At 72.7% G+C, this 24317-nt stretch carries 22 protein-coding genes and 3 pseudogenes; 18 read left to right on the top strand and 7 right to left on the bottom strand.

Features of this window, described 5'->3' with window-relative positions; translation table 11 throughout:
• Positions 1–106: 106 nt before the first annotated feature.
• Positions 107–364 (bottom strand): SDR family oxidoreductase, encoded by a 258-nt coding sequence (locus tag ACFYWQ_RS13810; protein ID WP_389516020.1) that lies wholly within the window; start codon positions 362–364, stop codon positions 107–109.
• Between the two features lie 121 nt (positions 365–485).
• Positions 486–683, bottom strand: a pseudogene (locus ACFYWQ_RS13805) (SDR family NAD(P)-dependent oxidoreductase); the annotation flags it as partial.
• Between ACFYWQ_RS13805 and ACFYWQ_RS13800 the strand changes: the two are divergent.
• From ACFYWQ_RS13800 to ACFYWQ_RS13780, 5 genes and pseudogenes are all read left to right on the top strand, one after another.
• Entirely contained in the window at positions 674–940 is a 267-nt protein-coding gene (locus ACFYWQ_RS13800; RefSeq protein WP_389516018.1) for a hypothetical protein, read from the top strand. The pseudogene ACFYWQ_RS13805 and the gene ACFYWQ_RS13800 overlap by 10 nt on opposite strands.
• Positions 941–1010: 70 nt before the next feature.
• Positions 1011–1145 carry an amidase family protein gene (locus tag ACFYWQ_RS13795; protein WP_389516015.1) on the top strand — a complete coding sequence of 45 codons (135 nt, stop codon included), beginning with the start codon at positions 1011–1013 and terminating at the stop codon, positions 1143–1145.
• A gap of 11 nt (positions 1146–1156) precedes the next feature.
• The gene (locus tag ACFYWQ_RS13790; protein WP_389516012.1) at positions 1157–1699 is read left to right on the top strand and encodes a hypothetical protein; all 543 of its coding nucleotides are present in this window, start codon (positions 1157–1159) and stop codon (positions 1697–1699) included.
• Positions 1620–2201 (top strand): annotated as a pseudogene (locus tag ACFYWQ_RS13785) (hypothetical protein); the annotation flags it as partial. The gene ACFYWQ_RS13790 and the pseudogene ACFYWQ_RS13785, both read left to right, overlap by 80 nt.
• Positions 2159–3057 (top strand): annotated as a pseudogene (locus tag ACFYWQ_RS13780) (amidase family protein). The pseudogenes ACFYWQ_RS13785 and ACFYWQ_RS13780, both read left to right, overlap by 43 nt.
• 232 nt (positions 3058–3289) lie before the next feature.
• Here ACFYWQ_RS13780 and paaK read toward each other — a convergent pair.
• Positions 3290–4636 (bottom strand): phenylacetate--CoA ligase PaaK, encoded by a 1347-nt coding sequence (gene paaK / locus ACFYWQ_RS13775; protein WP_389516010.1) that lies wholly within the window; start codon positions 4634–4636, stop codon positions 3290–3292.
• Complete coding sequence (gene paaI, locus ACFYWQ_RS13770; RefSeq protein WP_389516008.1) at positions 4633–5073, bottom strand: hydroxyphenylacetyl-CoA thioesterase PaaI; 441 nt, start codon at positions 5071–5073, stop codon at positions 4633–4635. Before paaI ends, paaK begins: the two co-directional genes overlap by 4 nt.
• Before the next feature lie 465 nt (positions 5074–5538).
• On the opposite strand from paaI, the gene paaA reads away from it, so the two are divergent.
• From paaA to ACFYWQ_RS13740, 6 genes are all read left to right on the top strand, one after another.
• Positions 5539–6525: a 1,2-phenylacetyl-CoA epoxidase subunit PaaA gene (gene paaA, locus ACFYWQ_RS13765; RefSeq protein WP_389516006.1), complete on the top strand. Its 987-nt coding sequence runs from the start codon at positions 5539–5541 to the stop codon at positions 6523–6525.
• Entirely contained in the window at positions 6522–6815 is a 294-nt protein-coding gene (paaB, locus tag ACFYWQ_RS13760) for a 1,2-phenylacetyl-CoA epoxidase subunit PaaB (RefSeq protein ID WP_389516004.1), read from the top strand. Before paaA ends, paaB begins: the two co-directional genes overlap by 4 nt.
• Before the next feature lie 9 nt (positions 6816–6824).
• A complete protein-coding gene (gene paaC / locus ACFYWQ_RS13755) occupies positions 6825–7655 on the top strand; it encodes a 1,2-phenylacetyl-CoA epoxidase subunit PaaC (protein ID WP_389516002.1) in 831 nt (276 codons plus the stop codon).
• Positions 7649–8164 (top strand): 1,2-phenylacetyl-CoA epoxidase subunit PaaD, encoded by a 516-nt coding sequence (gene paaD / locus ACFYWQ_RS13750; RefSeq protein WP_389516000.1) that lies wholly within the window; start codon positions 7649–7651, stop codon positions 8162–8164. Before paaC ends, paaD begins: the two co-directional genes overlap by 7 nt.
• On the top strand, positions 8164–9282 hold the full coding sequence (gene paaE / locus ACFYWQ_RS13745) for a 1,2-phenylacetyl-CoA epoxidase subunit PaaE (protein ID WP_389515998.1): 1119 nt from the start codon (positions 8164–8166) through the stop codon (positions 9280–9282). Before paaD ends, paaE begins: the two co-directional genes overlap by 1 nt.
• A 214-nt stretch (positions 9283–9496) precedes the next feature.
• Entirely contained in the window at positions 9497–11935 is a 2439-nt protein-coding gene (locus ACFYWQ_RS13740; RefSeq protein ID WP_389515996.1) for a SpoIIE family protein phosphatase, read from the top strand.
• A 330-nt stretch (positions 11936–12265) separates the two neighbouring features.
• On the opposite strand, the gene ACFYWQ_RS13735 is transcribed toward ACFYWQ_RS13740, so the two are convergent.
• Positions 12266–13966 carry an MFS transporter gene (locus ACFYWQ_RS13735; protein WP_389515994.1) on the bottom strand — a complete coding sequence of 567 codons (1701 nt, stop codon included), beginning with the start codon at positions 13964–13966 and terminating at the stop codon, positions 12266–12268.
• Positions 13967–14091: 125 nt separating this feature from the next.
• Here ACFYWQ_RS13735 and ACFYWQ_RS13730 point away from each other — a divergent pair, with 125 nt between their 5' ends.
• The 3 genes from ACFYWQ_RS13730 to ACFYWQ_RS13720 all read left to right on the top strand — a co-directional run bounded on the left by ACFYWQ_RS13730 (position 14092) and on the right by ACFYWQ_RS13720 (position 16693).
• A complete protein-coding gene (locus ACFYWQ_RS13730) occupies positions 14092–14784 on the top strand; it encodes a TetR/AcrR family transcriptional regulator (protein WP_389515992.1) in 693 nt (230 codons plus the stop codon).
• 95 nt (positions 14785–14879) lie between these two features.
• Positions 14880–15677, top strand: a complete 798-nt coding sequence (locus ACFYWQ_RS13725; protein WP_389515990.1) for an SDR family NAD(P)-dependent oxidoreductase — start codon at positions 14880–14882, stop codon at positions 15675–15677.
• Positions 15678–15751: 74 nt separating this feature from the next.
• Positions 15752–16693: an aromatase/cyclase gene (locus tag ACFYWQ_RS13720; protein ID WP_389515988.1), complete on the top strand. Its 942-nt coding sequence runs from the start codon at positions 15752–15754 to the stop codon at positions 16691–16693.
• Between the two features lie 207 nt (positions 16694–16900).
• Here ACFYWQ_RS13720 and ACFYWQ_RS13715 read toward each other — a convergent pair whose 3' ends face one another.
• Positions 16901–17851 (bottom strand): MBL fold metallo-hydrolase, encoded by a 951-nt coding sequence (locus ACFYWQ_RS13715; protein WP_389515986.1) that lies wholly within the window; start codon positions 17849–17851, stop codon positions 16901–16903.
• A gap of 329 nt (positions 17852–18180) precedes the next feature.
• On the opposite strand from ACFYWQ_RS13715, the gene ACFYWQ_RS13710 reads away from it, so the two are divergent.
• Both ACFYWQ_RS13710 and ACFYWQ_RS13705 read left to right on the top strand, forming a co-directional pair.
• Positions 18181–19755, top strand: coding sequence for an MFS transporter (locus ACFYWQ_RS13710; protein ID WP_389515984.1), 1575 nt, complete (start codon positions 18181–18183; stop codon positions 19753–19755).
• A 62-nt stretch (positions 19756–19817) separates the two neighbouring features.
• The gene (locus ACFYWQ_RS13705; protein WP_389515983.1) at positions 19818–20462 is read left to right on the top strand and encodes a hemerythrin domain-containing protein; all 645 of its coding nucleotides are present in this window, start codon (positions 19818–19820) and stop codon (positions 20460–20462) included.
• Positions 20463–20691: 229 nt separating this feature from the next.
• Here the strand turns inward: ACFYWQ_RS13705 and ACFYWQ_RS13700 are convergent, their stop codons facing one another.
• Positions 20692–22269 carry an aspartate aminotransferase family protein gene (locus ACFYWQ_RS13700; RefSeq protein ID WP_389515981.1) on the bottom strand — a complete coding sequence of 526 codons (1578 nt, stop codon included), beginning with the start codon at positions 22267–22269 and terminating at the stop codon, positions 20692–20694.
• A 268-nt stretch (positions 22270–22537) separates the two neighbouring features.
• Here ACFYWQ_RS13700 and ACFYWQ_RS13695 point away from each other — a divergent pair, with 268 nt between their 5' ends.
• Positions 22538–23869, top strand: a complete 1332-nt coding sequence (locus ACFYWQ_RS13695; protein WP_389515979.1) for an FAD-dependent oxidoreductase — start codon at positions 22538–22540, stop codon at positions 23867–23869.
• Between the two features lie 176 nt (positions 23870–24045).
• On the top strand, positions 24046–24317 hold a 272-nt coding region (locus ACFYWQ_RS13690), incomplete at its 3' end, for an SDR family NAD(P)-dependent oxidoreductase (RefSeq protein WP_389515977.1).

Genomic DNA, 24317 nt, shown 5'->3' with positions numbered 1-24317 from the left:
CCGAGGTCGGCTGCCCCGAGCGGCTCGAGGCTGCCTCCGTCCCGGCCGATCGCGGTGCGCAGCGGCTCGCGGACGACGATGTCGGACGACCCGCTCGTCCTCGCGGTCACATCAGCCTCCCGCCGGTCACCTCGAGCACCGTCCCCGTCATGTACGACGACAGATCACTCGCCAGGAAGAGGGCGACCTTGGCGATCTCGGCCGGTTCGCCGGCGCGGCGCATCGGGATCTCGGCCGACTTGGCCTCCCAGATGTGCTCGGGCATGGCTCGGGTCATGTCGGTCGCGATGAATCCGGGCTGGATGGCGTTGGCGCGGATGCCGTCCTTCGCGAGCTCTTCGGTCGCGGCCTTGGTGAGGCCCACGACCCCGGCCTTCGCCGCGGAGTAGTTGGTCTGGCCGAAGAAGCCGACCTTGCCTGAGACTTTTCTTGAGCGTGGCGTCGCGGGTGATGCCGGCGTTATTGACCATCACGTCGACGCCACCGAACTCCCGCTGGACGAGGCCGAGCAGCGCGCGGACCTGCTCGCCGTCGACGACGTCGCAGTGGAAGCCGCGGACGCGGTCGGGGTCGGCGATCACCACACGGGCGCCGTTGCCCACGAAAAGGCGAGCGATGGCTTCCCCGATCCCCTGGGCGGCGCCGGTCACGACGGCGACCTTGTTGTCGAGCAGTGGCTTCATACGATCACACCTTCGGTCTGTCGGTCGGTCTGCTGGTGCTGAACCGCGGCCCCGGTCTCCATGAGCTGAGCGATCTGATGTTCGTGGAGTCCGCCCTCGCACAGGACGGCGACGGTGTGCTCGCCGAGCGCAGGCACGGGGCCCATCGGCGCCTCGACGTCGGCGAACGTCGCCGGCGGCAGAAGAGCGTCGACCGTGCGAGGTCGGCCCGCTCGATGACCTCGACCAAAGAGGTGCGCCAGCCCTGGTCGCTCTGAACGCCGATCAGCACTTCGCCGTCGCTCCAGCGGCGGGGCCGCTGCCTCGGCCGTCGCCGGAATCGCTCCGGTGGCCTGGGGCTCCGACGGCGCAGGCTCCATCCGGGTCCCCTCGTCCCTGTGCGGAGCAGTCGGAGTCAAGCCCTCGACCGGCCGCACCCCCTCCGGGAGAACACCGAACCGGACAGCACCGAGGGCCCGATAACCCGCCACGTCGTGGACGCCGCGCTGCTCCTCGACGTCACCGTCGGACCGCACCCACTCGACCGCTTCTCCCTGCCGGCCACCGGTGAACGCTGCGCGGAAGCCGCCCTGGCCGAGGGCGACCCCGGCGGACTCCGCATCGCGGCCGACCCGGGCCTGCAGCACGGACCGGTGGACAGGGAGCCCCAGCGCGTGTTCGCCGCTGCCCTGCGGGACCCGAGGGCCGCCGGGGCGGTCGTGGAGGAACTCCAGGTCGAACTCCCCGACCCGCTGGAGTTCTTCGTCGCCTACTGGGGGCCCCGAGTACATCTCCCACGCTGCCGATATGCGGGCGAACGGCCTGGACGTGTGGCCGCTCATCACCGACGTCGCCGAACGGGCGGCGGCCCTGTCGCCCGCAGAGATCGCGCGGGTGGGACGCGCCACGAAGATCTACCTCGCCTACCCGAAGGTGTTCGCCGACTTCGACCTCGGCATGCGGATGCGGCCGTCGTCTCTGCTGCCGCCCGCTACGAGCGGGCCACCGACTGGTGCACCATGCACCCCACACTGTGAAATCCCCGGCGGCCGTGCCGTCGGTCCCATCACGAGGGCCCGGCGGCGGCATTCTCAGGGGGCTGACCCCTCACCTCTTCCGGGCGCTGCAATGGACGCGAACATGACGGACGTAATCCCCTCCGACCCCTCCCCGCACGTCACCTCACCTACCGCCTCACACCGTGGGCCTCTCGCTGGAGCCGCCGTGTCCGCCACAGCCGCGAACGCCCTGGAGAGCCCGTCGGCCCATGCCACCCCCGGCATCGACCGTCCCGACGTCCGGCGCCCCCGCGACCTGGCCCGCATCCCGTACCGGGACGCGGCCGAGTTGTCCGTCGCCATTCGTCGCCGCGTCGTTTCCTGCGAGGAGGTGATGCGGGCTCACCTCGACCACATCGCCGCCGTCAACCCCAAGGTCAACGCCATCGTCGCCCTGCGCCCGCGCGCCGAACTCCTCGCCGAGGCGGAGGAAAAGGACTGCCTGCTGGCACGAGGCGTCCACCAGGGCTGGATGCACGGCTTCCCACATGCGGTCAAGGACCTCGCCGACGTCAAGGGCCTGCCGACCACCTACGGCCTCCTCCCTCACGGCAGTGCCGCCTGCCCGACACCGACTCCCTGTTCGTCGCGCGCCTGCGGGCAGCAGGCGCCGTCTTCATCGGCAAGACCAACACTCCGGAGACGGCAGCGACTTCATGGGGTCCCTGCGCAACCCACCCGGCTGGAACAACGTCTACGGCCTGCGCCCTTCGTACGGGCGCGTCCCTTCGCACGGCGGAGACGTGTTCATCGCCCAGGGCGGAGTCGACGGCCCCATAGCCCGTACCGCCGTCGACCTCGCCCTGCTGCTGCGCACCATGTCCGGGTACGACGACCGGGCGCCCCTGTCCCTCACCGAGGATCCCGCCCCGCTGACCGACCCGACCGGCCGTCAACACGGCAGGAAGATCGCCTGGCTCGGGGATCTGGGCGGCTATCTGCCCATGGAGAAGGCCGTTCTCGACGTCACCCACGACGCCCTGAAGCACTTCACCCGCCTCGGCATGCACGTCACCCCTGTCGAGGACCTACCTGCTGCGGGCACGTTCCGCGGCAACCAGGACCTGTGGCCGACCTGGCTGACCTACCGCCACGTGCAGGCGGGAATGTCCGTCAAGACCGCCATCGACGCCGGCCTGGGCCATCTGCTCAAGCCCGAAGCCCTCTACGAGTACGAAGGCCTCGCCACCGGCGCCGACGGCAACGGTCCGCATCGACGTCTGCGCGAACTCCGTCAAGCGCAGCGACCTGTACCGAGCCTTCCACGCCCTGTTCACGAAGTACGACTACGTCGTTCTTCCCACGGCGCAGGTCATGCCGTTCGACGCCACCCTTGACTGGCCCAAGACCGTCGACGGCGTGCGGATGTCCTCCTACCACCGATGGATGGAAGTCGCCACGATCGGTACCCTGCTCGGCGCCCCGACCCTGGCGGTGCCCGCCGGCTTCAACGCGGAAAGCAGACGACGTCCAGGAGGGAGTCGCGGTGCGTAGGCGGGCCGTTCCGCGCGTCGGGCAGGACGTCACACGGGCGTGGTGCTCACCCGGCCGTGGCGGCGAGGCATCGGATCACGCCCCGCGCCGGTCCCTCACCCTTCGGAGCTTGCCGACGGAACGCTCCAGGGTCTCCGGGTCCACGACGGCCACCTCCACGCTGATGCCGACACCGTCCTTGACGCCCTGGGCGATGGCGCGGGCCGCGCTCTCGCGCTGCTCCGGTCCGGCGTCCGGCCGCGCTTCCACCCGGACGGTCATGTGGTCCATCCGTCCGCGTCTGCTGAGGTCGATCTGGAAGTGCGGGGCGACGCCGGAGGTACGCAGCACGATCTCCTCGATCTGGGTCGGGAAGACGTTCACCCCACGCAGGATGATCATGTCGTCGCAGCGGCCGGTGATCTTCTCGATGCGGCGGAACCCGGTCCGGGCCGTGCCGGGCAGGAGACGGGTCAGGTCCCGGGTGCGGTAGCGGATGACGGGCAGCGCCTCCTTGGTGAGCGAGGTGAACACCAGCTCACCGCTCTCGCCGTCGGCGAGGACCTCGTCCGTGAAGGGATCGACGACCTCGGGGAGGAAGTGGTCCTCCCACACGTGCAGGCCGTCCTTGGTGTCCACGCACTCCTGGGCGACGCCGGGGCCCATCACCTCGGAGAGGCCGTAGATGTCGACCGCGTGGATGTCCATGCGCTCCTCGATCTCGTGGCGCATCTCCTCCGTCCACGGCTCGGCGCCGAAGATGCCCACCTTCAGGGAGGTGGCGCGCGGATCCACGCCCTGTTTCCCGAACTCGTCGAGCAGGGTGAGCATGTAGGACGGGGTGACCATGATGATCTCGGGCTGGAAGTCCTGGATGATCTGTACCTGGCGTGCGGTCATACCGCCCGAGGCGGGGATCACCGTACAGCCGGCCCGCTCCGCGCCGTAGTGGGCGCCGAGTCCGCCGGTGAACAGGCCGTAACCGTAGCTGATGTGGACCTTGTGGCCGGGGCGGCCGCCGGCGGCGCGGATGGAGCGGGCGACGAGATCCGCCCAGGTGGACAGGTCCCGCTCCGTGTACCCGACGACCGTCGGGCGGCCGGTGGTGCCGCTGGAGGCGTGGATGCGCCGCACCTCCGACATGGGCACGGCGAACATGCCGAACGGGTACGTCTCGCGCAGGTCCGCCTTCGTCGTGAACGGGAAGCGGGCCAGGTCCTCCAGCGTCCGGCAGTCACCGGGCGTCACACCGGCCCGGTCGAACTTCTCGCGGTAGAGCTCGACGTTGTCGTAGGCGTGCCGCAGTGTCCGCCGGAGACGGCGCAGCTGGAGGTCGCGCACCTCCTCGCGCGGCAGCCGCTCGGCGTCGTCCCACAGGTCCGCCGGAAGGGGTTCGCCGCGGCGGGGGCGCGCGTCCGCCGGTGCTGTCGGTTCGGTGGTCATTGCGGCTCCTCGCATTGCGTGCTCCGGATGCTGCGGCTGCGACCGCGGAACTCCGCGATCACCGCGTCGCCGCGTGCGACGCTCACGTCGTAGATGCCGCTGCGGCCGAACCGGGTCACTTCCCGGGCGGTGGCCACCAGGACGTCGCCCTCATGGGCGGGCGCCACGAAGGTGACGTCCGCCCCGGACGCGACGGTGACGGGGCCGTGGCTGTCGCAGGCGCAGGCGAAGGCGGTGTCGGCGAAGAGGAACAGATAACCGCCGTGGGCGATCCCGTGGCCGTTGACCATGGACGCCGTCACCGTCATGCGGAGCACCGCGGTCCCCTCGCCGTGCTCCAGCAGTTCGATGCCCAGCAGCCGCGAGGCCCTGTCCGCGGCGAACATGCGCGCCGCGGGCCCCGGCATCGCGGGCGTCGCCTCCGTCGCTTCCGTCATGGTGTGCACCACCTTGTGTCCCGACCGAACATTCGGTTAGCGTGCGGCACGGCCAAGTAATCAAGCCACGCCCCGGCCTGTCAAGGGGCGCGTCACAGGCGGCCCGCAGCCCCTGAGGCGCCCGGCTTCTTCACGCGCCACCGCACGTTGCCGGACCGGGCGGTCGCCGCGCCGGAGAGCCGTGGGCACTGGACGCCGTACCCCGAATCGCCCAGCAGGACGGTCTACGGCGAAGACGCCCCGAAGCTAGGCGAGGCGGCCTTCCGCGAGCGGATCGGCAGACCGGCGACCTGGACGCCCTCGGGCGGGGCCTCGCCCCCGGGACCGCCGCGCCGCCGTCCGTGCCGTCCCCGACGGCCGGCGGCCCTCCTCCACGGAGAACTGGCCCTCTCCGGCACTTGCCGGAACCCAGGAAGCTCGTCGTATCATTGACCGAACGAATGGTCGGTTGGGAAGGTGGTACGGATGACGGCACAGCACCCCGGCTCATCGGCCGCGAACGGTGTTCCGCCCGAGCTCCAGGCTCACTTCGACGCGACGATCGCGCGCGACCAGCGGATCGAGCCGCGGGACTGGATGCCGGACGGCTACCGCAGGACGCTGATCCGGCAGGTGGCGCAGCACGCGCACTCGGAGATCATCGGCATGCAGCCGGAGGGGGAGTGGATCACGCGCGCCCCGTCGCTGCGGCGCAAGGCGATCCTGTTCGCCAAGGTGCAGGACGAGGCCGGCCACGGGCTCTACCTGTACTCGGCCGCCGAGACCCTGGGGGCCGACCGCACGGACCTCACCGAGCGGCTGATCGAAGGGCGGCAGAAGTACTCGTCGATCTTCAACTACCCGACGCCGACCTTCGCCGACGTCGGCGTGATCGGCTGGTTCGTGGACGGCGCCGCGATCTGCAACCAGGTGCCCCTGTGCCGCAGCTCCTACGGCCCCTACGCCCGCGCCATGGTGCGCATCTGCAAGGAGGAGTCGTTCCACCAGCGGCAGGGTTACGAGCTGCTGATGACGATGATGCGCGGCACCGGAGCCCAGCGCGAGATGGTCCAGGACGCGGTGAACCGCTGGTGGTGGCCGTCCCTGATGATGTTCGGCCCGCCCGACGACAACTCCCCCAACTCGGCCGCGTCCATGGCCTGGAAGATCAAGCGGCACAGCAACGACGAGCTGCGCCAGAGGTTCGTCGACATGACCGTCCCGCAGGCGGAGAAGCTCGGTGTCACCCTGCCCGACCCGGAGCTGCGCTGGAACGAGGGGCGGGGCCGCCACGACTTCGGCACCCCCGACTGGGACGAGCTGATGCGTGTCATCAAGGGCGACGGGCCGTGCAACACCGAACGGATCGAGCGGCGACGGGCCGCTCACGAGGACGGCGCCTGGGTGCGCGAGGCGGCCACCGCCCACGCGGCCAAGCAGGCGGCCCGCGCGCGGAAGGGAGCGGCGGCATGACCCCCGACCAGCAGGGCTGGCCCTTGTACGAGGTGTTCGTGCGCGGCAAGCGCGGCCTCAACCACGTCCACGTCGGCTCGCTGCACGCCGCCGACGACGCGATGGCGCTCACCCACGCCCGCGACCTCTACACCCGCCGCAACGAAGGCGTGAGCATCTGGGTGGTGCGCTCGGAGCACATCGCCGCCTCGACGCGCGACGAGAAGGACCCCTTCTTCGCGCCCAGCGCGGACAAGGTGTACCGGCACCCGACCTTCTACGACATCCCCGACGACGTCCCGCACATCTAGGAGCAGGGTTTGAACGACGACCACGTCTACATGACCCTCGCCCAGGGGCACGAGGACGACAGCCGGTGGGCCTACGGCACCGGCTTCGAGGACCCCCTGCACGGTGTGAGCACCGCCGTGCCCGACGGCGTCGACCGGACCGCACTGGCCGCGCTCTGCCTGGCGCTCGGCGACGACGCCCTCGTCATGGCCCAGCGCCTGGCGGAGTGGACCACCCGGGCACCGGAACTGGAGGAGGAGGTGGCGCTGGCCAACCTGGGCCTCGACCTCCTCGGCCAGGCCCGTCTGCTGTACGCGCGCTGCGGCCAGGTCGACGGCACCGGCCGCGACGAGGACGCCTACGCCTACTTCCGCGACGCCGGGGACTTCCGCAACGTCACCCTGGCCGAACTGCCCAACGGCGACTTCGCGTTCACCATGGCACGGCTGCTGGTGTTCGCCACCTGGCGACTGGCCCACTTCGACCGCTTGGCCTCCTCGGCCGATCCGGTGCTGGCCGCCGTCGCCGCCAAGGGCGTGAAGGAACTGGCGTACCACCGGCAGTACGCGGCCGAGTGGGTCGTCCGGCTCGGCGACGGCACCGCGGAGTCCCACCGGCGCATGCGCACCGGCCTCGCCGAGGTGGCCGTCCACCTGGGCGAGCTGTTCGCGGCGCACGACGCACGAGACGAGGTCCTCGCCGTCCTGGGGCACGTCACGGAGGCCGCGGGCCTGCCGCTGCCGGACGGAACCGCGGGGACGGCCGGCTCGGGCCGCGACGGTGACCACACCGAACACCTCGCGCCCCTGCTGGCCGAGCTCCAGTCGGTGGCCCGCGCCCACCCGGAGGCGACATGGTGACCGTGCTCACCGACACCCGCAGGGCCCGGCACATCGCCGAGCAGGTGCCCGACCCGGAACTGCCCATGCTCACCCTGGCCGACCTCGGCGTGCTGCGGGACGTGACGGTGACCGCCGACGGCACGGTCGTCGCCGCCCTCACCCCGACCTACTCCGGCTGCCCGGCCATGGCCGAGATGCGCGCCGCGGTCACCGCACGGCTGACGGACGCCGGCTACGAGCGGGTGGAGGTCCGCACGGTCCTCGACCCGCCGTGGACCACCGACTGGATCACCCCCGAGGGGCGCCGCAAGCTCGCTTCGCACGGCATCGCCCCGCCCGGACCGGCGCCGTCCACGGCGTCCGGACCGGTGCCGCTGATCCTGTCCGCCACCCGCCGCACGGTGCCCTGCCCCCGCTGCGGCGCGACCGACACGGAGGAGACGTCCCGCTTCGGCGCCACCTCCTGCAAGGCGCTGTGGCGCTGCCGCGCCTGCCTCGAACCGTTCGAGTACGTCAAGGAGATCTGATGGAGGAGCGGCCGGCCCCCGGCGCCACCACCTCGGCCCCGGCGCGGCGCACACGCCGCCGCCCGGCCTTCCACACCCTGAAGGTGGCGGACGTACGGCGGCTGTGCGAGGACGCCGTCGCCGTGGGTTTCGACATCCCCGCCCACCTGGCGGAGGAGTTCGCCTTCGCGCCGGGCCAGTCGCTGACCCTGCGCCGCGTGGTCGACGGACGGGACGAACGACGCTCGTACTCGATCTGCTCCCCGGCCGGCTCGCAGCCCCGGATCGGGGTGCGCGTGGTGCCCGGCGGGCTGTTCTCCTCCTGGCTGGTGAACGAGGTCCGCTCGGGCGACGTCGTCGAGGTGATGGCCCCGACCGGCGCCTTCACCCCGGACCTGACCGTGCCCGGACACCATGTGCTCGTCGCGGCCGGTTCGGGCATCACCCCCATGCTCTCCATCGCCGAGTCCGTCCTCGCCGCCGACGACCGCTCCCGCGTCACCCTCTTCTACGGCAACCGGCGTACCGACTCGGTGATGTTCGCCGACGACCTCGCCGACCTCAAGGACCTCTACCCCGCCCGGTTCCAGCTCGCCCACGTGCTCTCCCGCGAGCCCCGGGAGGCGGAGCTGCTGACCGGCCGCCTGGACGCCGACCGGCTCACGGCGCTCGTCGACGGCCTGGTCGACGTCCCCCGGGCCGACCACTGGTGGCTGTGCGGCCCGCACGGCATGGTCCGCGACGCCCGGAAGGTCCTGGCCGGACTCGGGGTGCCGGCCGACCGGATCCATCAGGAGCTGTTCTTCGCCGGCGAGGAACCGGCAGGGGCCGTGCGCCGGGAGGAGGAGCGGCCCGACGGGCCGGTCAGCCAGGTCACCGTCGTCCTCGACGGCCGCTCCACCACCTCCGCGCTCTCCCGCGACGCCACCCTCCTCGACTCGGCCTCCCGGGTCCGCCCCGACCTGCCCTTCGCCTGCAAGGGCGGCGTCTGCGGCACCTGCCGCGCCCGGGTCACCGACGGCACGGCGGACATGCGCCGCAACTACGCGCTGGAACCCGCCGAGGTCGACGCCGGCTACGTCCTGACCTGCCAGACCTTCCCCGTCTCCGACACCCTGACCGTCGACTTCGACAGCTGAGGAGCAGCGGGTCGACCCCCGGCCCGACGCCTCGCGGGGCGTGGGCACGCTGCGTCCGGACCCCTACCGGGGACGGGTCGGGCCGGGAGGCGTTCCGCTGACCGGCCGGTGCCGGGCGGGGCCCGGCGCCGTGTCGCGCGCAGGCGTCGGGCAGGACGTCCCACGGTAAATTGAACGAGCTGGAGGACTGACTCCACCACCCTCAGGAGCAGCGATGACGGGTCTCCCCGACGCGCACGACGCGGGAGCGTGGCTGCACGGCAGGTCGTTCTCGAAGACCTCGCCACCCGGCAGCGCCACTGCGGTGCTGGACGACCGCATGCGGTTCACCGGATGGAGCCCGGAGGCCGAGGAACTGTTCGGTCTGCGGGCCGACGACGTCCTCGGCCGGTCCGCCGACGCGGTCCTGGCCGCTGCGGGGACCGGAGCGGACGCACCCCTCGCCGGCGACCCCGACACGACACGGCTGCTCGGCGCCCGGGTCGTCCGCCGCGGTGACGGACGCCCGCTGGAGGTGGTGCTGTCCCTCACTCCGCTCGCCCACGGGGACGGCGCGTCCGGGTGGATCCTCATGGCCGCGGGCGCGGAGCAGGCGCACTGGGAGGCCGTCGGCCGGAGCGTGCTCGCCGGACTCGACCGGGAGTCGCCCGTCCATCTGGTCGTGTACGACACGGGCGCCCGGCTGCGCTGGATCAACGCCGCCGTCGAGAAGCAGTTCGGAGTGCCGCTGCGGGAGGCGGCCGGACGGTTCGTGAAGGACCTCCTTCCGCAGGGCCGCGTGCTCGGACACGACGACCGGAAGGTCTCGGGGGTCGAGGAGATCGTCGAGCGCGTGATCCGCACCGGCACGCCCGTGGCCGATGTGCGCTACCGGAGCTCCACCCGCCTCGACCCCTATCGCGAGCGCGTCTGGTCGTGCTCCTACTTCCGCCTCCAGGACGAGGAGGGCCGGCCGATCGGGGTCTGCGAGGCGAGCCTCGACATCACCGACCGTTATGTGGCGCGGCAGCGTCTCGCCCTGCTCAGCCGGGCCAGCGGCAGCATCGGCCGGACCCTGGACATCCGGCGCACGGCGGGCGACCTGGCGGAGCTCGTGGTCCCCGACTTCGCCGACGCCGCCGTGGTCGACATCTTCGAACCGGTCCTGAGCGGACAGGAGCCGCCGCGCGGCGACACCCGCTCCCCCCTTCGCCGAGCGGCGCGGCGCCCCAGCGACGACGCGTCCGGCGACATCGCGTCCGGCGACATCGCGTCCGACGCGCTGGACGCCCTCCGCCTGCGCTGTCTGGACGAGAACGGACCGGTCGCCGACCCGGCCGCCGGAGCGGTCGCCGTTCCGCTCACGGCCCGGGGCGCCCTCCTGGGCGTCGTCGCCCTCGTACGGTCCTGGCCGAGGAGCCCCTTCGAACCCGAGGAGATCCTGCTCGCCGAGGAGCTCGTCTCCCGCACCGCGGTGTGCGTGGACAACGCCCGTCGCTACACCCGCGAACACGCGACCGCACTCATGCTCCAGCGTGATCTGCTGCCGCGGGCGCTGCCCGAGCCGCCGGGCGTCGAGATCGCCCACCGCTATCTGCCCGCGGCCGGGCCCGCCGGCGTCGGCGGGGACTGGTACGACGTCATCCCGCTGTCCGGAGCGCGCGTGGGCATGGTGGTGGGGGACGTCGCCGGTCACGGCATGGGCGCGGCCGCCACCATGGGCCGGGTGCGCACGACGGTGGCGGCCCTGGCGGCGTTGGACCTGGCCCCCGACGAGGTGCTCGCCCGTCTCGACGACCTCGTGGCGCGGACCGGCACCACCCTGCCGTCCGGGGCCGCCGAGGCCGAGGACCAGGCGTTGGGCGTCACCTGTCTGTACGCGATCTACGATCCGGTCTCCCGGCACTGCGTCATGGCCCGTGCGGGGCATCTTCCCCCGGTGCTCGTCACCCCCGACGGCCACGCCGAGTTGGTGGACCTTCCCCCCGGACCGCCCCTCGGACTGGGCGGCCTGCCGTTCGAGAGCGCCGACATCGAGCTGCCGGAAGCCGCGACGCTCGCCCTGTACACCGACGGACTCGTCGAGAGCCGCGAGACGGACATCGACCGGGGGGTCCGCTCCCTGTGCGCCGCGCTCTCCGGTCCCCGGCACGCCCCGCTGGACGAGACGTGCGACGGCGTCATCGGGAGGCTCCTGCCCCAGGCACCCGAGGACGACGCCGCCCTGCTGCTGCTCCGCGTCCACGCCCTGGCCGAGAACCTGGTGGCGACCTGGGACATCCCGCTCGACGCCGGAGAGGTGGCGAGGGCGCGCTCGCTGGCCCGTGACCGGCTGAGCGCGTGGGGGGTCGACGAGGCGGCGTCGTTCGTGGTCGAGCTCGTCGTCAGCGAGCTGGTCACCAACGCCCTCCGGTACGGCGGCGCTCCGGTGACCCTGCGGCTCATCCGGGAGCGCGGCCTCATCGTCGAGGTCTCCGACGGCGGCCACACCTCCCCCCACCTCCGGCGGGCCGCCATGGAGGACGAGGGCGGCCGGGGCCTGTTCCTGGTGGCACAGCTGACGCGGCGCTGGGGAACCCGCTACACACCGACGGGCAAGACCATCTGGACCGAGGTGTCACTCACCCCGGCACCGCTCACGGAAGCCCTGGCGGACGGACTGTTCGCGCTGTGAGGACCCGGACGACGGCCGCCGGTCCGGACGGCCGCAGGTCCGGGCCGGCGGGGCACGGGCCGGTGGGGGACAGACTGGCGGGGCACGGACCGGTGGGGCATGTGTCCCCCCGGCCGGCCGGCCGGTCGGCTGGGCAGGCGGGTGTCCGACCTCCCCGCCGGTCACAAGCGCGCCGATGGCGACCGCCCGGCCTCCTCGCCGGTCACAAGCGCGCCGATGGCGTCCGCCCGGCCTCCCCGCCGTTCACACGCGCGCCGATGGCGACCGCCCGGCCTCCCCGCCGTTCACACGCGCCGACGCCGCCCGGCCCCGGTGACCGCGGGTACCGCCTCAGCGGGCCGCCCGTTCGACGGGACGCGGCTGCTCCTCCGCGCGGTCCGAATCGCCCGACGCGGCCGTGACCGTCGTGGCGGCCTTCCGCCTGCCGGGCAGCAGCGCCGCCACCACGACCGTCCCGACGCCCAGGATCACCGCGCCGACCAGGCTGGTGTGCGCCACCGCGTCCGAGAACGCCGCCCCGACCGTGTGCCGCAGTTGCCCGGCGTTCCGCGCGAGCTCGTCCGACTGCGCCTTCAGCGCGGCGGCCTCCGGTGACGAGCCCGCCCCGGCGGCCTGCTCGGCGAGCCGACGTGCCTGCTCTCCGAGTGCCCGGGCCACGCCCCCGCCCGCGCCCACCGAGTCCTGTGCCTGGTCGAGGGCGGCAGGGGGCAGCCCGCCGCCAGCCGTCCCGTCCTCCACCCCGGAGGCGTACGAACCGGCGAGGATCGAGCCGAGCACCGCGATGCCGAGCGAGCCGCCGAGCTCCAGGGACGTGTCGTTGACGGCACCGCCCACCCCCAGTTCGGACTCGGGGAACGCGCCCATGATCGCGTCGGTGCACGGGGAGACCGCGAAGCCGAGCGACAGACCGAGCACGATCAGGGCCGGGACGAAGTCCCCGTACGTCGACGCCGACCCGGTCGCCGCCATGAGCGCCAGTGCCGTCGTACCGCCGACCATGCCCGCCGTGACCATGACCCTGGCGCCGAGGCGCGGGGTGAGGACACCGGTGAGCGCCGAGCCGACGAAGACCGCCCCCGCCAGCGGGAGCATGCGCAGGCCCGTCTCCAGCGGGTCGTACGCCAGGACGAACTGGAGGTGCAGGGTGAGGAAGTAGAACGCGCCGAAGACCGCCAGGAAGAAGAGGGTTACGGCCAGGTTCGCCCCCGAGAACCCGCGGTGCGCGAACTTGCGGACGTCGAGGACGGGCCGCGGGTGCTTCAGCTCCCAGGCCACGAACGCCGCCAGGCCCACGGCCGCGACGACCGCCGCCGCGATCGGACGCGTGCCCCAGCCGAACCCCGGCCCCTCGATGATCATGTAGATCAGGGCGCTGATCCACAGGACGGACAGCAGGCCGCCGACGTAGTCGACGCTGCCCTGGTCACCGGCCTTCGACGGCGGGACGAGGACGAACGCGCCGACGATCGCGAGGACGGGGACCGGGATGTCGATCAGGAACGTCGACGCCCAGCCGTGGTCGGTCAGCAGCGCTCCGGCGATCAGCGGGCCCGCCGCGATGGCCACGCCGGACGTCGCCGCCCACAGGGTGATCGCCTTGGCCCGCTCCTCGCGCGGGAAGGTCGCCGCCAGCAGGGAGAGCGTGGCCGGCATGATCATGGCCGCGCCCACGCCCATCACCGCGCGGGCGGCGATGACGCCCGTCGGACTGTCCGCGAGCGCGCCCGCCCCCGCTCCCGCCGCCAGGATCACCAGGCCGAGCACGAGCGCGCCCCGGCGGCTCCACTTGTCGCCCATGGCGCCGAGCAGCAGCATCAGGGCGGCGTACGGCACGGTGTAGGCGTCGATGACCCATTGCAGTTCGGAGCTGCTCAGATCGAGGTCGCCGGTCATGTCGGGGGCCGCGACGGTCAGCGCGGTGTTCGCCATGACGGCGATCAGCAGGCTCAGGCACAGGACGAGCAGGGCCCACCAGCGGCGGGCGTAGGGCTGCGGCATGCGTGCGACCGGCTCATTGATGAATAAGGGCATGCGAAAGCTCCTTGAAGGGATTGCGCGCGGGTGTGCAATTGCGCAGCACTGTGCAATGTATCCCGTCGAGGACTGTTGATGCACGCGGTTGTGCAACGACGGTGTTTCCCGTGCAGAATGGGCCCATGACGGGCACTCAGCCGGGCCGCACCGCCCTGAACGGTGGACGTACGAGCCGTACGCGACCGACCTCTCCCTCGGCCGCCCAGCAGCGCGCCGACGCCAACCGGCGGCGCATCCTGGACGTCGCCGTCGTGGAGCTGCTGCGCGATCCCGACGCCTCCATGGAGCAGATCGCGCGCGCCGCAGGAGTGGTCAGGCGGACCATCTACGGCCATTTCTCCAACCGGGAGACCCTGGTCACCGCGATCGTGGAGGAGGCGGTCGAGGCGGTGCAGGCCGCGCACCTCGCCGGTATCGCCGGCATCGACGACCCGGCCCGTGCCGTCGCCAGCGCCATGCTCTCCGTATGGCGTGTGACCGACCGCTACCGCCTGCTGCTCTCGCTCGCCCAGAGCGCCGTCACGATGCAGGGCATCCGCGAGCGCCTCGCCCTCGTGCACGAGTCGGGTGCCCAGGTCCTGCGACGCGGTCTGGACGAGGGCAGATTCCGTACGCCGCTGTCGGACCGCGTGCTCGTCTACGTCCTCGAACAGATCATCTTCAGCCTGATGGAAGCCGTGAACGACGGCCTCCTGGACAGCGGGGAAGCCAGCCGTGCCGCCCCGATCACGTTCCTGAGCGCGGCCGGAGTCCCCGCGGACGAAGCCGCCGCGCTGGTGGCCGAGCTGGTCGAGGAGCGCGCGTCCGGCGGATGACCCCCCTCGCTCGCCCAGCCCTTCAGCCGTACTCCAGGGCTCCCCGTCAGGCTCGCCTTGCACAGGCAGCGACGGACACGTGGGGAAGGAGCGCCATGACGGCGGAGTCGCAGACCGAGGAGCAGCGGGTCGCGTTGGTCACCGGGGCCACGCGGGGCATCGGCCGCGCGGTGGCCGAGACGCTGGGCGGGGCCGGCATCAACGTCTTCATCACCTCGCGCAACGCCGACGACGTGGCGGCGACGGTGAAGGAGCTGACCGAGAGCGGGATCACCGTCGACGGCGTCGCCGCCGACGTACGGCGGGGCGAGGACGTGGCGCGGTCCGTGGCGGCCGCGGTCGACCGCTTCGGGCCCATCGGCATCCTGGTCAACAACGCGGGCCGCAGCGGCGGCGGAGTGACCGCGCAGATCCCCGACGAGCTGTGGAACGACGTCATCGAGACCAACCTGACCAGCGTCTTCCGCATGACCCGTGAGGTGCTCAACGCGGGCGGGATGGCGGCCGGACCGGTCGGACGGATCATCAACATCGCCTCCACCGGCGGAAAGCAGGGCGTGGTGCTCGGGGCGCCGTACAGCGCCTCCAAGCACGCGGTCGTCGGCTTCACCAAGTCGCTCGGGCTGGAACTGGCGAAGACCGGGATCACCGTCAACGCCGTCTGCCCGGGGTACGTGGAGACCCCGATGGCCAGGTCGGTGCGGGAGGGATACGCGGGCCACTGGGACATCGCGGTGGAAGAGGTGCTCGAGCGGTTCGAGGCCAAGATCCCGCTGGGCCGGTACACCGCTCCGGAGGAGGTGGCCGCCCTGGTCGGCTACCTGGTCACCCCCGCCGCCGCCTCGATCACCGCCCAGGCCCTCAACGTCTGCGGCGGCCTCGGAAACTACTGACGCCCGACGGGTGTACCGCTGATGTCCGTACGAGGGCCCGCCCCGGCCCCGACCCAAGGAGGCCCTGTTCCGCCATGGCAGTGACGCATCGCGCCCGGCACACGATCACCGTCGACGCTCCGGCGCCGACCGTGTACGCAATCATCGCGGACGCCGCCGACTGGCCACGCGTCTTCCCTCCGTCGGTGCACGTGGAGCAGACGCCGCTCGGCGACGGCGAGGAGGTGCTGCGCGTCTGGGCCACGGCCAACGGCGAGGTCAAGGCGTGGCGGTCCCGGCGCCGGCTCGACCCGGACGGCCTGGTGATCGGCTTCCGTCAGGAGAGGACCCAGGCGCCGGCGGCGTCGATGGGGGGCGAGTGGCGCATCCGCCCGTTGTCCGACGCCCGGTGCGAGGTGGTGCTGCTGCACGACTTCACGGCCGTGGACGACGCCCCCGAGAACGTCGCGTGGATCAACCAGGCGCTGGACCGCAACAGCGAGGCCGAACTGAGCCGGATGAAGGCCACCGCCGAGTCCGCCGACCGGCTCGGGGAACTGCTGTGCACCTTCGAGGACCGGGTGCGCATCGAGGCCCCGAGCGCCGATGTCCACGCCTTCCTGTGGCGGGCCGAGGCGTGGGAGGACCTGCTTCCGCACGTGGCCCGGGTGGGACTGAGGGAGCCGGGCACGGACATCCAGATCCTGGAGATGGACACGATCGCCCGGGACGGCTCCCGGCACACCACCGAGTCGGTGCGCGTGAGCCTCGGCCCCTCCCGCATCGTGTACAAGCAGCTCCGCGTGCCGCCGTTGCTCACCGCGCACGTGGGGGCCTGGCTGCTGGAGGAGGCGGACGGGGTGACGACGGCCGTGGCCCGGCACACCGTCGTCGTCAACCCGTCCTCCGTCCACCTGCTCGGCCCGGACGCCACCGTCGCCGACGCGCGGGCCTTCGTACGGGACGCGCTGGGCACGAACAGCCTGGCGACGCTCCGGCACGCCAAGGAGTTCACCGAGCGCAACCCCGTCGGCTGACACCCCGCCCGTGCGAGGGGCGGTCCGCCGCCCGGAGTCGCCCATGTGCACGGGTGGGCGGTCCCACCCCCCGGGGACCGCCCACCCGTGCGAGGGGCGGTCCCGCCGCCCGGAGCCGCCCCTCCCGCCCTGCACCGGCACCGGGGCGGTGCCGTGGATCCGGCGGGCCGTCCCGATGGCGTGCGCCGGGGCCGCGGCACCGCCGCCTCAGGCGTGGCAGGCGACCGGGCGGCCGCCGTTGAACCGCGCCATCTCGGCGAAGACCGGTGCCGACCGGATCTCGGTGTCGCGCGGCAGCCGCGACTCCTCGGCGTAGGCGCGGTGCAGGTTGGCCACCAGCCGTTCGGGGTCGCGCAGCCGGGCGTACGCGCCCAGGTCCGTGCGGAGCGCGGTCCGCAGGGGGGAGAGGCCGGCGGCCAGGCCCTCGCGGGCGGTGTCGCGGACCCACAGCAGGTAGTCCCGCGTCGCGTCGAGCACCTCCGGCCCCGCCACCGGGCCGTGCCCGCCCACCACGACGGCCGGGTCCAGGGCCCGCAGCCGCGCGATCGCCTCCAGGGTGCCGCTCAACGAGCCCATGAGGACGAACGGGGTGCAGCCGGGCAGCAGGACGTCCCCGGCGAACAGGACCCGCTGCTCCGGCAGCCAGACCACGATGTCGCCGGTGGTGTGGGCGGGGCCGACGTGGATCAACTCGGCGGTCAGGGAGCCGACATGGAGCGTGGCGCGGTCGCGGAAGGTGAGCGTCGGCAGCGAGAGGCGGACGTCGCCCCAGTCGGTGGCCGGCCAGACCTCCCGCATCGCCAGACCGCGCCGGGCCATCTCGGCCCGGGTGACCTCGTGGGACACCACGGTGGCGTGCGGGGCGGCCACCGCGTTGCCGAAGTGGTGGTCGCCGTGGTGGTGGGTGGTGACGACGGTGCCCACCTCCAGCGGGGTGAGCGAGGCGACGGCCGCGCGCAGCGCACGGGCCCGCCGTTCGGTGGCGGCGGTGTCCACCAGGGCCACGGCGTCCTCGCCGATGAGCACGCCGGCGTTGTTCAGGCACCAGCCGCCGTCCGGCTGGATGTAGGCGTGCACGCCGGGCGCCAGCTCTTCGAGGCGGGGAGGGGCGGGCGGGAGCGGGGTGCTGGGGCGCGGCCCGGCCGTGGGCTGGGTCATCCGGGGTTCCTTCCCGAGGCGGTGGTGCGGAGCGCGAGCGGTCCTCACGATCCGCCGTTCCGCTGGAGGGGCGCAGGTGCGGGGGTGGCCGCGGGGAAGAGGGCCGGCGGAGAGACCTGGTGGAGAGGCCTGGCGAAGAGGCCTGGTGGAGAGACCTGCGAAGTGGCCGGATCCCACTGTGGAACAGCTTGCACCGGAGCTGAGTGTGGGGCATGATGCTCCATAGTTGTGGGGCAAGTTGTTCCGAAGTTGGCGGATGGCCTGCCTCCGCCCTTTCCCTTGCCTTTCTCCTTTTCCCTTTCCCATCGCCCACCGGCAGGAGAGATCTGGTGTCCGAACGATCCGTGGGGCAGCCTCCCGTGACCGCGCCCGCCGTGCCGCGGAACGGCGCGGTGGCGGGCTCCCGCTCCCCCAACAAGGGACTGGCGCTGGCCGCCATCGCGGTGGCCCAGCTGATGGTCGTCCTCGACGTCTCGATCGTGAACGTCGCGTTGCCGTCCATCCAGTCGGCCCTCGACTTCTCCGCGACCGACCTGGAGTGGGTGGTCAACGCCTACGCGCTCGCATTCGGCGGACTCCTGCTGCTGGGCGGGCGGATCGCGGACCTGTACGGCCAGCGCCGTACGTTCCTCGTCGGCGTCGGCGTCCTGACGGTGGCCTCGCTGCTCGGCGGCATGGCGCCCCACCAGGGCTGGCTGATCGCGGCCCGGGCCGTGCAGGGCCTGGCCGGGGCGCTCGTGGCGCCCGCCGCGCTGGCCCTGATCGCCAGCACGTTCTCCGAGGGCGCCGAACGCAACAAGGCCATGGGCATCTACGCCGCCATGGGCGGTGCCGGCGGCGCGCTCGGCAACGTGCTCGGCGGGGTCTTCACCGACGCGCTGAGCTGGCGCTGGGTGCTGTTCGTCAACGTGCCCATCGGGGTCCTCCTGCTGCTGGCCGCGGTCCGGGCGTTCCCCGCCGAGCGGGCCGACGCCGCCGGCCGGCGACTGGACCTGCCGGGCGCCGTCACCTCGACGGCCGGCATGTCCCTCGTCGTCTACGGGCTGATCCACGCCGCCACCGAGGACTGGGGCAGCGCGGGTACGGTGACCCCGCTCGCCGTCGGCGCGGCGCTGCTCGCCGCCTTCGTCGTCATCGAGGCGCGCAGCGGCTCCCCGCTGATGCCGCTGAGCATCTTCCGCAACCGCAACCGCTCCGGCGCGTACGCGATCATGCTGACGCTCGGCGCCGCAATGATCGTCCTCTTCTACTTCCTGACCCTCTTCATGCAGATCGTGCTCGGCTTCAGCCCGCTGAAGACCGGCTTCGCCTTCCTGCCGTTCGCCGTGGGCGCGGCCGTCTTCGCGACGATCAGCAGCCAGGTGGTGGGGCGGGTCGGCCCACGGGTCCTGCTCGGCGCCGGGACGGTGCTGGCGGCGGTCGCCTTCTTCTGGTTCTCGCGGATCAGCGAGGACGGCAGCTACGGCGGCGACCTGCTCGGCCCGCTGGTCCTCGCCGGGTGCAGCGTGGGCCTGTGCTTCGTGCCGCTGACCCTCGCGGCGGTGGCCGGGGTGCGCAAGGCCCAGGCCGGCGTCTCCTCGGCGCTCCTCAACGCGGGACAGCAGGTCGGAGCGGCACTGGGCCTCGCGGCCCTCGGGACGGTCGCGGTCACCGTCACCAAGGACCGGCTCACGGAGCTGATGGGCGCGGCCGCCGCCGAGTCCGCCGAGAGCTACGGGCCCGCGGACGCGGCGCACATGCCGCCGGAGGTCCGCAAGGCGGTGTTCGACTCGCTCGCGCACGGATACGGCACGGCGTTCCTCGTCACGGGCTTCGTCCTGCTGGGCGCGTTCCTCCTCGCCGTCCTGGTCATCCGGGTCTCCTCCGCGGACGCGGAGAACGCCGAGATCGGCGTCGTCGTCTGAGCCGCTCCGGCCACCGCCGAACCCCCCGCCCGCCCGCCGCTCCCGACCAGGAGGAGTCCACCATGAGCGCCCGAGCGCAGTCCGGCACCGCGTCCGGCGTCGACCTGACCATGATGTACGCGATCCACCGGGCCCTCCGGCGGGATCTGCGGCTGCTGACCGCGGCCCAGCACGACGACATCGCCGCCTTCAGGGACGGATGGCAGCTCTTCGAGCGCTACCTGACGATCCACCACGTCGCCGAGGACCACTCGCTCTGGCCCGTCCTGCGGAACAGACTGGCCGGGCGGCCGGAGGCGCTGGCCATGCTGGAAGCCATGGAGGCCGAACACGCCCTCCTGGACCGGGCCGCCGAGAAGGTCGACGCGGCCCTCGCCGAGAAGGGCGGCGAGCGGGCGCTGCCGGACCTCATGCGGGAGGTCGCCGCCTGCCTGTCCGACCACCTCGACCACGAGGAGGCCCAGGCGCTGCCCCTGCTGGAGAGCGAGCTGACGGCCGCCGAGTGGAACGGCTTCGTGGCCGAACAGCGCAGCCAGGTCGGCCTCAAGGGCGCGGCGACGTTCTTCCCCTGGCTGCTCGACGGGGTGCCGGAAGCCGACCGGCGGGACGTGCTCGCCCGGCTGCCCCCGCCGCTGCGCCTGGTGTACCGCGCCGTGTGGCGTCCCCGCTACGAGCGGCACTCACCCTGGCAACAGCCGGCTGCCTGAGCCCCGCACATTCCGGTGCCGGACGGGTGCCCCCCGCAGACTCCGGTGCCGGACGGGTAACCCCTACACACTCCGGTGCCGGACGGGCAACCCCTACACACTCCGGTGCCGGACGCGTGAACCCCCGCACGCGTCCGGCACCGGTCCGTCGGCAGCCCCGGTCTCCGGGCGCCCGCCGTGGCCGGCCGCCGCGAGGTTCCCCCTCCGCGGCGGCCGGCCCTCGGCGTCCTCAGCCCATCAGGCGCTGCTCGTCCTGGTCGTGCAGCAGCGTGCACAGGTCCCTGAGGCCCGCCTCCAGCTGGTCGATCTCGGCGTCGGTGAGCTGGACGGACGGCGCGAACCGCAGGGTGTTCGGGGCGCTCGCCGTCGGCAGCACCCGGATGCGGTGCCGGCGCAGCAGGAAGCCGGCCACGGCGTAGCCGAAGACGCCCTGCCGGGCCAGCGACCCGATCAGCTCGGAAGGCGCCTGCGACTGGTCACGGAACTCCAGGCCCTGCAACAGCCCCTTGCCGCGGACCTCCTCCACGACGTCGGGGTGGTCCGCACGGACACGGTCGAGCATCTCCCGCAGCCGCGCCCCGCGTTCCGCGGCCGTGCGGTACGCGGCCCCGTCGTCCGCCTCCAGCAGTTCGAGCACCTTCAGCGCGATCGCGCACGAGAAGCCGTCCTTGGCGAACGTCGAACTGTGCACCAGCTCGAACTCCTGGCGGTAGCGCGCCTGGCCCACCAGCGCGACCGAGCACTTGGCGATGCCACCGCCGAGGCTCTTGGCCAGGACGTAGTAGTCACCGCGCAGCCCCACCTGCGCGCTGGCGAAGAAGGAACCGGTGCGTCCCACGCCGGTCTGGATCTCGTCGATGATCAACGGACAGCCGGCCTCGGCGCAGACCCGCTGCACCTCCGCCGCGAACTCCTCGCCGAGCATCCTGATGCCGCCCTCGCCCTGGATCGGCTCGACCAGGAACGCGCAGAACACGGGGAAGTCCCGCTCCACCAGCCGTACGGTCCCCTCCTCGACCACGACGTCCAGCACCCGGGCCCGCGCCTCGTCCACCGTCTTCGCCAGGACGTCCGGCTGGTCGAGGGGGACGAACCGGGCCTGGGCGCCCAGCGCCGCGAACGCCGACCGGAACCCGGTGTTGTGGGTGAACTGCACGCTCCCCATCAGCTTGCCGTGGAAGGAACCCTCCAGCGCCAGCAGCACCGGCGGCCGGGCCGACACCGCGGTGTTGTGGCGTACGACGGCGGCGGCGAGGTCCTCGAAGGAGGCGGCGCCGGCCCGCTCCAGGCCGGCCGTGGCCCACGCGCCGTCCGCCACGGTGACGCCACCCGCAGCCGCCAGGGCGCGGGCCTGCTCGACGTGCTCGCCGATCTCGGCCAGCAGCGCCGACACCTTCAGCACCCGGTCGAACTCCGCCTGCTTGACCGCGGTTTCGACGGCCTCCGCACCCGTGCTCGCGAAATGCGCGAAGTACGGTTCGGTGGCGCCCGTCTCGCGGCGCAGGATCTCGTTGAGTTTCAACGCGACGTCGTTGGCCGTGGAGTGCGGGGAGAACTGCGTGAGAACGGGCGTGCCCGCGGACAGGACCCGCTGCGCGTGCGCGACGATCTCCGGGTTGTTGTGGCCGAGGAACAGGGACGCGTAACCGCCGCAGTAGTCGACCACCGGGATCTCGGACCCGTCGTCGCCGAGGTGGTGGAGCGTGTTCCCCTCGGCCCGGACGTATTCGACAGCGAGGCCGATACCGGCCAGCATCCCGGTCAGATACGGCTCGGTGAGCTCCGCTCGGCTGGTTTCGGATTCCATGGCTCTCCTCCGTCGTCGGGGTCGCGGGCGAGCCTAGGCAAGCGCGGTGTGAGGGATCTCAGCCGAGGGTCATCGGCCGGTAACGCCGCTCCCGGATGGTGCCGCGATGGCCGTGCGGTGGGCGGGCGATGGGCGGGCCGCCGCTAGCTTGTGCCGAAGCACGCCGCACGCACTCGTGCCGAAGCACGGCGCACGGGACAGCCACCCGGTGCGCTCTGCGCACCACCCACCGACGCCAACGGAAGCCGACCACAGGGAGCGGCAGGTCATGACACCTCGCGCCGAAGCGCATGCGATCGTCCTCGGAGCGGGGATCGCCGGACTCTTCACCGCCCGCGTCCTGTCCGAGTTCTACGGGCGCGTGACCGTACTGGACCGGGACGACCTGGCCGGTGCGCCGCACGAGCCGCGCCGCGGCGTGCCGCAGAGCGGACACGCCCACGACTTCCTGGCCCGCGGCCACCAGATCTCCGAGGAGCTCTTCCCCGGGCTCGGCGACGAACTGGCCGCCGCCGGCGCCCACGCCGGTGACATCGCCGGCGCCATGCGCTGGATCGTGGGCGGCCACCCCCTGAGGAAGCCGGTCGCGGGACTCGGCACGGTGACCGCCTCGCGCCCCTTCCGGGAGTTCCACCTGCGCCGGCGCGTCCGGGCGCTGCCCGGCGTGACCGTGCACGGCGACCGGGACGTCACCGGGTTCACCACGGCCGGCGACGGGGACGCCGTCGTCGGCGTGACGGTGACCCGGCGGGACGGCACCGGGGCCGAGCACCTGCCCGCGGACCTCGTCGTGGACACCACCGGCCGCGGTTCCCGCACCCCCGTCCGGCTGGAGGAACTCGGGTACGGGAGGGTGGAGGAGACCCGGCTCAAGGTCGACATCGGATACGTCACCCGCTACGTCCGCACCCCGCCCGGGGCCTTCGCCGGGGACATCTCCGTCAACATCGTCGCCTCCGCCGACTCGCCCCGCGGGGGAGCCTGCCAGCGGGTGGACGGCGAGCGGACCGTGGTCACGCTCTACGGGCTGCTCGGCGACCACCCGCCGCTCGACCACGACGGCTTCCTCGCCTTCGCCAAGTCGCTGGCGGCGCCCGACATCCACGAGATCCTGGAGGTGTCCGAGCCGCTGTCCGAGCCGCGGCGCTACCGCTTCCCGGCCGGCCTGCGCCGGCACTACGAGCGGCTGGCCCGCTTCCCGCGCGGACTGCTGGTGCTCGGCGACGCCGTGTGCAGCCTCAACCCGCGCTACGGCCAGGGCATGACGCTCGCCGCCCTCCAGACGACGGTGCTGCGGGACCGGCTGCGGGCCGCGGACGGCGCACAGCCGGACCCCGCGGAGTTCTTCGCACAGCTCACCGAACAGGTCGTGGGGCCCGTCTGGGACATGACCGTGCTCAGCGACCTCAGCATCCCCGGCGTCGAGGGCGAGCGCCCCCCGGAGCTGATGCAGGTGCTCGAACTCGTCGGGCGGACCCAGGCCGCGGCCACCCTCGACGACGAACTGGCCGTCGCCTGCCTGAAGGTGTTCGGCCTCGTCGACCCGCCGGCCGCGCTCCTGGGCCCGGAGATCCAGGAGCGGGTCGCCGCGACGCTCTGACACGGCGCCACCGGCGGCCGTCCGCGCTCCGGTACGGCGCGGCGCCATCGGAGATCAATCCTTTCACCCGGGCCGAAGATCAGCCCTTTCACCCGGGCCGTCCGAAAGGCCCGGACCGCTCGATACGTCAACGGACAATCAACGGACAATCAACGGACAAACAGGAGGTATGGGTCGTGGATCTGGAGTATGCGGGGAAGTCGGTGGTGGTGACGGCCGCGGGTCGGGGGATCGGGCTGGCGGTGGTGCGTGCGTTGTTGGGTGAGGGTGCGCGGGTGCTGGGGGCGGATGTGGAGGTGTCGGCGGCGTTGAAGGAGTCGGGTGCGTCGTCGGTGGAGGTGGATCTGGCCGGGGTGGAGGGTGCTGCGGTGTTGGCGGCGCGGGCGGAGGAGGAGTTCGGTGAGGGGGTGGATGTGCTGGTGAACGCGGTGGGTGGGCTGGTGGGTCT

This window comes from Streptomyces sp. NPDC003247, assembly GCF_042888135.1.
In the GTDB taxonomy this organism is placed as follows: Bacteria; Actinomycetota; Actinomycetes; order Streptomycetales; family Streptomycetaceae; genus Streptomyces.
The sequence above is the reverse complement of the archived record's forward strand: the minus strand, read 5'-3'. Positions and strand labels throughout refer to the sequence as shown.